Source organism: Xanthomonas sp. SHU 308 (genome assembly GCF_000364645.1).
Lineage (GTDB): Bacteria > Pseudomonadota > Gammaproteobacteria > Xanthomonadales > Xanthomonadaceae > Xanthomonas_A > Xanthomonas_A sontii.
Genome location: NZ_AQOK01000641.1, coordinates 1 through 1,311, shown reverse-complemented (window position 1 = coordinate 1,311; position 1,311 = coordinate 1). Strand labels below are relative to the sequence as shown.

The 1,311-nt window shown below is 73.0% G+C and carries 2 pseudogenes; both read right to left on the bottom strand.

Going from position 1 to position 1,311, the window contains the following annotated elements:
- A pseudogene (locus D588_RS25270) lies at positions 1-454 on the bottom strand (homoserine kinase); the annotation flags it as partial.
- A 5-nt stretch (positions 455-459) separates the two neighbouring features.
- Positions 460-1,311, bottom strand: a pseudogene (locus tag D588_RS0117880) (bifunctional aspartate kinase/homoserine dehydrogenase I); the annotation flags it as partial.

Sequence of the window (1,311 nt, the reverse complement as noted above, 5' to 3'; positions counted from 1 at the left end):
GGGGCCTGCCGCTGGCCACCGCCTCGCCGTCCAGCGCGTAGCGATACAGCTGGTCGCGCGACAGAGGCACGTCCAACAACGCGTTGGCCGCCACCAGCGCCGCCACGCACGAGGCAGCCGAGCCGCCCATGCCGGAGCTGAGCGGGATACCCTTGTCGATCTCCAGTTCGAAGCCGAACGGCAGCGCCAAGGCCTCGCGCAGCGACATCAAGGCCGCGCCGGCGGTGTTGCGCGCGGCCTCCAGCGGCAGGGCCACGGTCGTGCCGCGGATCGCCGCGATGCGCACCTCGGGCGCATCGATGCGGCGCACCGTCACCGTGTCGCCGACACCCTCCACCGCGTAGCCCAGCAGGTCGAATCCCACCGCCACGTTGGCCACCGAGGCCGGCGCGAACGCGCGGGCCTGCGTCGGCAGCGCAGCGGTGCCGACGGCACCGGCCGCGAGCGTTTGCATCCGGCTCACAGGCGCGCGCCCTCGCCCGCCGCGACCCGCAGCAGGTCGGCGAACACGCCGGCGGCGGTCACTTCCGGGCCGGCGCCCGGCCCCTGCACCACCAGCGGATTGTTGCAGTAGCGGCGGGTAGTGAACTGCACCACGTTGTCGGTCAGGCGCAGGTTGGCGAAGGCATGGTCGGCCGGCAGTTCCACCAGGCCCACGCTGGGTGCATGGCCCGGCGCCAGCCGCGCCACGTAGCGCAGCACGCAGCCGCGCGCCCTGGCCGCCTGCAGGCGCTGCGCGAACACCGCATCGACCTCGTGCAGGCGCGCCATGAAATCGTCCACGCTGGCCTGGCGCAACGCTTCCGGCACCAGGCTTTCCACCGCCACGTCCTCCAGGCTCAGCTCGTGCCCGGCCTCGCGCGCCAGGATCACCAGCTTGCGCGCCACGTCGGTGCCGGACAGGTCGTCGCGCGGGTCCGGTTCGGTGTAGCCCATACCGCGCGCCTCGGCCACCAGTTGCGCGAACGGCACGCTGCCGTCGTACTTGTTGAACAGCCAGGCCAGGGTGCCGGAGAAGATGCCTTCGATCGCGGTGACCGCGTCGCCGGTATCGACCAGGTCGCGCAAGGTGGTGATCACCGGCAGGCCGGCACCGACCGTGGCTTCGTAGCGGAAGCGCGCGCCGCTGGCCGCGGCCGCGGCGCGGATGGCGTGGAAGCGCGGCAGTGGCCCGGCGCCGGCCTGTTTGTTCGGCGTGACCACGTGAATGCCGGCGGCCAGCCAGCCGGCGTAGCGGTCGGCGACGTCGGCGCTGCCGCTGCAGTCGATGATCACCGCATGCGGCAGATGCGCCGACAGCAGGTGCGCGGT